The organism is Stagnihabitans tardus (assembly GCF_009925085.1).
In the GTDB taxonomy this organism is placed as follows: domain Bacteria; phylum Pseudomonadota; class Alphaproteobacteria; order Rhodobacterales; family Rhodobacteraceae; genus Stagnihabitans; species Stagnihabitans tardus.
In genome coordinates this window covers 1-5,615 of sequence record NZ_JAABNR010000054.1, presented here as the reverse complement: position 1 = coordinate 5,615, position 5,615 = coordinate 1, and the positions used below count along the sequence as shown (strand labels likewise).

The 5,615-nt window shown below is 64.6% G+C and carries 5 protein-coding genes; 1 reads left to right on the top strand and 4 read right to left on the bottom strand.

The annotated features are described in order from the left end of the window. Window positions 1-122: 122 nt before the first annotated feature. Genes GV832_RS21325 through GV832_RS21310 form a run of 4 tightly spaced genes read right to left on the bottom strand, consistent with a single transcriptional unit; the run spans window position 123 to window position 4,246 of the window. Window positions 123-1,097 (bottom strand): FAD-binding oxidoreductase, encoded by a 975-nt coding sequence (locus tag GV832_RS21325; protein WP_168776886.1) that lies wholly within the window; start codon window positions 1,095-1,097, stop codon window positions 123-125. After that, window positions 1,094-2,197 (bottom strand): histidinol-phosphate transaminase, encoded by a 1,104-nt coding sequence (gene hisC / locus GV832_RS21320; protein WP_168776885.1) that lies wholly within the window; start codon window positions 2,195-2,197, stop codon window positions 1,094-1,096. The genes GV832_RS21325 and hisC overlap by 4 nt, the downstream gene beginning before the upstream one ends. Window positions 2,198-2,201: 4 nt before the next feature. Beyond that, on the bottom strand, window positions 2,202-3,212 hold the full coding sequence (locus GV832_RS21315; RefSeq protein ID WP_168776884.1) for a 2Fe-2S iron-sulfur cluster-binding protein: 1,011 nt from the start codon (window positions 3,210-3,212) through the stop codon (window positions 2,202-2,204). Next, entirely contained in the window at window positions 3,209-4,246 is a 1,038-nt protein-coding gene (locus tag GV832_RS21310) for an aromatic ring-hydroxylating dioxygenase subunit alpha (protein ID WP_168776883.1), read from the bottom strand. The genes GV832_RS21315 and GV832_RS21310 overlap by 4 nt, the downstream gene beginning before the upstream one ends. Before the next feature lie 109 nt (window positions 4,247-4,355). On the opposite strand from GV832_RS21310, the gene GV832_RS21305 reads away from it, so the two are divergent. Continuing rightward, window positions 4,356-5,300, top strand: coding sequence for a LysR substrate-binding domain-containing protein (locus GV832_RS21305; RefSeq protein WP_168776882.1), 945 nt, complete (start codon window positions 4,356-4,358; stop codon window positions 5,298-5,300). Window positions 5,301-5,615 lie beyond the last annotated feature (315 nt).

The window sequence follows — 5,615 nt, the reverse complement described above, 5'->3', positions numbered from 1 at the left end:
GGGAAAGAAGGGCCGAAGCCGGTCCATCTGGGCTTCGGTCAGCCAGAACAAGTTGCTCATAAATCAGGTCTCCTGGCCGACCGTGAATCACGGTCTTAGAGCGTGATCAATGGGTCCTGACCCTAGGAAGGGGCCGCGGGATAGCGCTGGTAGATGGCACCTGTATTCTCGTGCAAGAGCCAGATGTCGCGCTCTTGCCGGGCCGAGGAGGCGATCAGGCCAGTGGCATCGGGATAGTGGTCCAAAGTCTCGGCATAAAGCCGCAGCAGTTCTTCGCGCAGCGCCGCCTCGTCACTGCCGCCCAGGTGCAGGATCAGGGCCAGGGGCGTGTCCAGCGGAAACTCCGCCGCCTGCCAGCCCTGAACACCGGCCGTCAGCCGCAGGTAGGAATTCCACAGCGCCTCGGCCGCGCGCAAATGGCCCGTCTGCGGCGACAGGGCGCGGGCGATCAGGTCCAGGACCGCGGAGACATTCGGCAGGCCGATCAAGGCCGTGGCCGTGGCTTGCGGGATGGGGTCAAGCTTCAGCACGACGCGGGTGATGATGCCCAGGGTCCCCTCGGCCCCGATCAGCAGGTGCTTCAGATCGTAACCGGCGGAGTTCTTCACGACCCGGGTCAGGTCGGAATAGAGGCTGCCATCCGGCAAAACCGCCTCCAGCCCCAGAACGCGGTGGCGCATCACCCCGTTGCGAAATGCCATGACCCCACCGGCATTGGTGGCGAGCATGCCGCCGATCGTGGCCGATCCCCGCGCCGCAAGGTCGATCCCCGGCTCCAGCGCGTGCAGGGCGGCGGCGGTTTGCAGGGCCTCCAGCGTCACGCCAGCCTCGACCACGGCGACGCGTTCGGTGGCATTGATCAGGAGGATCTTGTCCAGCCGGGCCAGCGACAGGATGACCTGCCCCTCCTTGGCAAGCGTGCCGCCGACCAGTCCGGTCTTGCCACCCTCGGGCACCACGGAAACACCCGCAGCCCTCGTGTGGCGCAACACCGTCTGGATGTCCTCGGCGGATCGTGGCGAAACCACAAGCACCCCGTCGCGCAGGCTCAGCCGGTCCGGGCCGAGGGCGTCGCGCAGGGTGTCGGCAAGGGTCATGCCAACACCTGCCCAAGAGCCGCGATCAGGTGGTCATTTTCGCTGCGGCTGCCGATGGTCACGCGCAGATGGTGCTCATATCCCGCCTCGCGCCAGGGTTTGACGATGACCCCGGCCCGGATCAGGTCGGCGGCCACCGCCGCACTGTCCCGCCCGCAGTCAAGGAACAGGAAGTTCGTCTGGGACGGCGCTGGCGCCAGCCCCATCGCCCGCAAGGCCCTGGCCACCCGCGCCCGCTCTTGACGCAGGCGCGCGACCGAGGCTTGCATCCAGGCTTCGTCCCCCAAGGCGGCCAGGGCCGCTACCTGCGCCGCGCCATTCACATTGAACGGCGTCTTGGCCGAGGCCAGAACCCGCGCGATCTCCGGATGCGAACAGACGGCATAGCCGACCCGCAATCCCGCCAGCCCGTAAGCCTTGGAAAAGGTGCGCAGGACGACATGGTCGATCCCGGAGGCTTGCAGCACCTTCAGCCCATCGGGCGCATCTGGATCGGCGTATTCGAAATAGGCCTCGTCCAGCACGAACAAGGTGCCGGGGCGTATGGCCGCGATCAGGCGATCAAGCGACGCCTTGTCCAATGCCGGGCCAACCGGGTTCCAGGGCGAGGACAGGAAGAACAATCGCGGACCTTTCGCCAGGGCGGCCTCCAGCTTGGGCAGATCGAAGCCCGCGTCAGCCGTCATGGGCACCTTGATGACCCGGGCCCCCAGCGCAAGGGGTTCGATCTCGTGCAGGCCAAAGCTGGGGACGACGGTCAGCACAACTGCCTGCGGTTCCAGCACGGTGCGGCAGATGGCGGCGATCATCTCCTCGCTGCCGTTGCCCGCGACGATGCAGTCGGCCGTGCAGCCGAGCTTTTCGGCCAAGGCGGCGCGCAGGGCGGTGCAGCCGGGATCGGCATAGCGCCAAGGCTGGAAATCGGGGCTGGCCAGCGCCGCAAGCACGGCAGGATAGCATCCCTCGGGGTTTTCGTTGCTGGCCAGCCGGGCGATGTCGTCCAGTCCGCTGAGGCTGCGGGCCTTGGACAGGGTCATGCCCGCGTTATAGGGCGGCAGGGCGGCCAGATTGGGGTTCAGGGGAACGGCGGGTGCGGTCATGCGGCTAAAGCTCCAGAACCACGGCCCCTTTGGGGCGGGTGCAGCACAAAAGGATATGGCCCTCGGGCGGGGGATCGAGCGGGTCGTCGGTCCAGTCCACGCTGCCCTCGACCAGCCGGGTGACACAGGTGCCGCAGACACCGGCGCGGCAACTGAAAGCGGGTTGCAGGCCCTGCGTCTCGGCAAAGTCGAGAAGACTGGGGCTGTCATCCCAAGGGGCTGTCTTGTTGGCCGCAAGGAAGGTGACATCGTTGCCTTGGCTTGCGACGGGCGCGGGTTTCGCTGGGGCGGGGTCCAGTTGCGAGGCCGGGCCGAAGAATTCATGCGCGATGCGGTCCCGCGCCACGCCGAGGTCGCGCAGGATCGCGTAACAGGCCTGCATGAAGGCAGGCGGGCCGCAGAGATAGAAGTCGTAGTCGTCCAGCGGCAGCAGGGCTTGCAGCGTGGCCTTGCTCAGGAACCCTTCGGAGTGAAAGCGCCCCTCCGCCCTGTCCTGATCGGTCGGGGCGCGGTAGCAGAAATGCGCGGTGACATTGGGCCGGGCAGCAAGGGCCAAGACCTCCTCCCGCAGGGGATGATCGGCGCCGTTTTCGACGGCATGGACAAACAGGGTCCTGCGGTCGGTCTGCGCCAGATGGTGCAGCATGGACAGAAGTGGCGTCAGCCCGACGCCGCCCGCCAAGAGCACCACCGGGCGCGGGCTTTCGGTGTGCAGCACGAAGTCCCCGCGTGGCCCCTCGGCCTGAAGCACATCGCCAACGGACACCTGATCGTGCAGATGGCCCGAGCCTTGCCCCATCGCCTCGCGCTTGACGGTGATGCGGTACTGCCCTTTGGCGTCCGGAGCCCCCGAGAGGCTGTAGTTGCGGATCACCCCACCCGGCAGGCGAAAGACCAGGAATTGACCGGGGCGGAAGGGGCGGAACTCCCCCTCGGGCTCCAGCAGGAAAGAGGCAATCAGCCGGCTTTCCTGCCGCTTGGCCACAACCTTCAGGGACAGGGCCGGGCTGCTCATTCCGCCGCGACCTGCCGGGCCTGCTCGTCCTCGATCATCTTGGACAGGGTCTTGCGGAAGCGCAAAGGACCGACGTCGATCTTCAGGTCCAGATGAGGGTTGCGCTTGTTGGCCATGCCCTTGTGGACGGCGGCCAGCACGACACGGTCCTCCTCGAAGGCGCCGCGCACGGATTTGGCGAACTTGGCGGAGACCTCGGCGTCATCCGGGGCGAAGTTGCGCATCTGGAACCAGTAGTACTTGGTCGTATTCTCGTCGATCGGGGTCATGAAGTTGTAGCTGTCCATCAGGAAGACATCCGGATGCAGCGGCTTGCCCTCGCCGCCGGTTCCGACCGGGGTGAAGATCGCCCGGATGATGGCATGCGAGGGGTAGTGGACCTCGTAGTGCTGCTTGCGGTCGCAGTTGCCCTTGAACTTCAGGAAGGGCGCGTAGAAGGGCGCGGGCGGCGTATCCAGCATCCAGCGCCAGACGGTCACGCCCTTTTCGCCCACCGTGGTGTTCAGCGGCGTCGCCTCGGCCGCCGTGTTTCCAAACGAGGTCGGATGCACCCAGGCCACATGCGAGGGGTCCAAGAGGTTGTCGGTCATGTAAAGGTAGTTGCAGTCGAGCGCCATCGACTCGCCCTTGTTGATCCCCCAGGCCGGATCGCCCCAATGGTCGACCGAGAAAATCTGCGCCGGATCGGCCTTGTCGGCCTCGCCCATCCAGATCCACAACAGGCCATAGCGTTCGACGATCAGATAAGAGCGGACCTGCGCGACATGCGGGATCTTCTCGGCCCCCGGGACCCGGGTGCAGATGCCTTTGCCGTCAAAGGTCAGGCCGTGATAGCCGCATTCGACCTGGTCGCCCTTGATGCGCCCCATCGACAAGGGCAGCTTGCGGTGCGGGCAGGCATCCTCCAGCGCGGCCACCGTGCCATCGGTCTTGCGGTAGAGGACCACCTCTTCACCCAGCACCTTGATCGGCACGAGGCCCGCGCCGATCTCGTGATCCCAGGCCGCGACGTACCAGGCATTTCGCAGAAACATGTGCCACTCCGACGATTATGTGCAGACATATTCGTAGCGTGGGTCTTTGCTCTGGCCTATCCATTAGAATTGCGATCTAATATAGAAAATCTAAACCAGGGAGGCGACGATGCCCCATTTGCCTTTGCGCGCCATGCAAGCCTTTGAGGCCTTTGGCCGCCTTGGCAGCGTGACGGCGGCGGCAGATGAGCTGGGGGTCTCTCTGGGAGCTGTCAGCCAGCAACTGCGCAAGGCCGAGGAGGCCGCAGGCGTGCGTCTGGTCGAGCGGGCCGGGCGTCATGTCACCCTGACCGCGCGGGGTCGAAGCTATCTGGAGGACCTGAACAAAGGGTTCGAGGGCCTTCGGACCGCACAAAATCGTGTCGGTAGAACCAGTTCTGATCAAATCTTCACCGTGTCCTGCCTGCCATCGATGGCCAGCAAATGGGTCGCCGCCCGACTTTTCGACTGGCAGATGCGCCATCCTGCGGCAACGGTCCGCCTTGTGGGCGAGGATATCGAGCCGCGTCTGGGGCCCGAACAAGCCGAATTCCGGCTCTCTTACGGTCGAAAGGCGCGGAACTATTTGCACGTTGCCGAACTTTTCACCGATTGGGTCGTTCCTGCCTGTTCTCCAGCCTTTCTAAAGCAAAATCCGGTCAGGGACGCGGCGGACATCTTGCAGCTTCCGCTCCTGGGAATCGAATGGGACAAGGATCAGGGCGAGGCTCCGGGTTGGACGGAATGGGCGCAGGGTCAGGGTCTTGCGCTGCGCAGTCTGCTTGGCCAGATGACCTATTCGCTCTCCAGCGCGGCTATCGACGCCGCCATCAACGGGCGCGGCTTCGTGCTGGCGCAACTGTCGATGGCGGTCGATGATATACTGGCGGGGCGCCTGGTCGTCCCGGTTGATGCGCGGATGAGGCTGAAGGAGCCCTATTTTCTGGCGTGGGACCTGGGCGCGCTGGAAAAGCCGTTGGGCGTAGAACTGCACAGTTTCCTCGCGATCATGGGCAGACAGCAGGACACCATCGCAGCACGCGTGCGTCATGGCAGCGAGATCACCCGCGTTTGATCGGGGAGCCCTGACACTCATTTCGAAGCAAGGTAACGGGGTTGAATGGATCAGTTCAGTCGCTCTTGACGATAATGATTTCGACTGCCCTCAGAGGTCGAGTTCAATCCAGCAATGAACATGACCAGCGCTCATGACAACAGGCGCCTATCTGATAGCCCATTCACTTACGGCACAACTGTCTTGCACACCGTATGCGGCGGTTGCGTCCCATCTATTTTGGGGTTGTGGCGGTTTGATGTGCGGGATCGACCGACGGGTGAGCACGTCCGGGAGTCCCGGATGAGCTTATGAAGAGGGGTAGGCGCTGCTGGC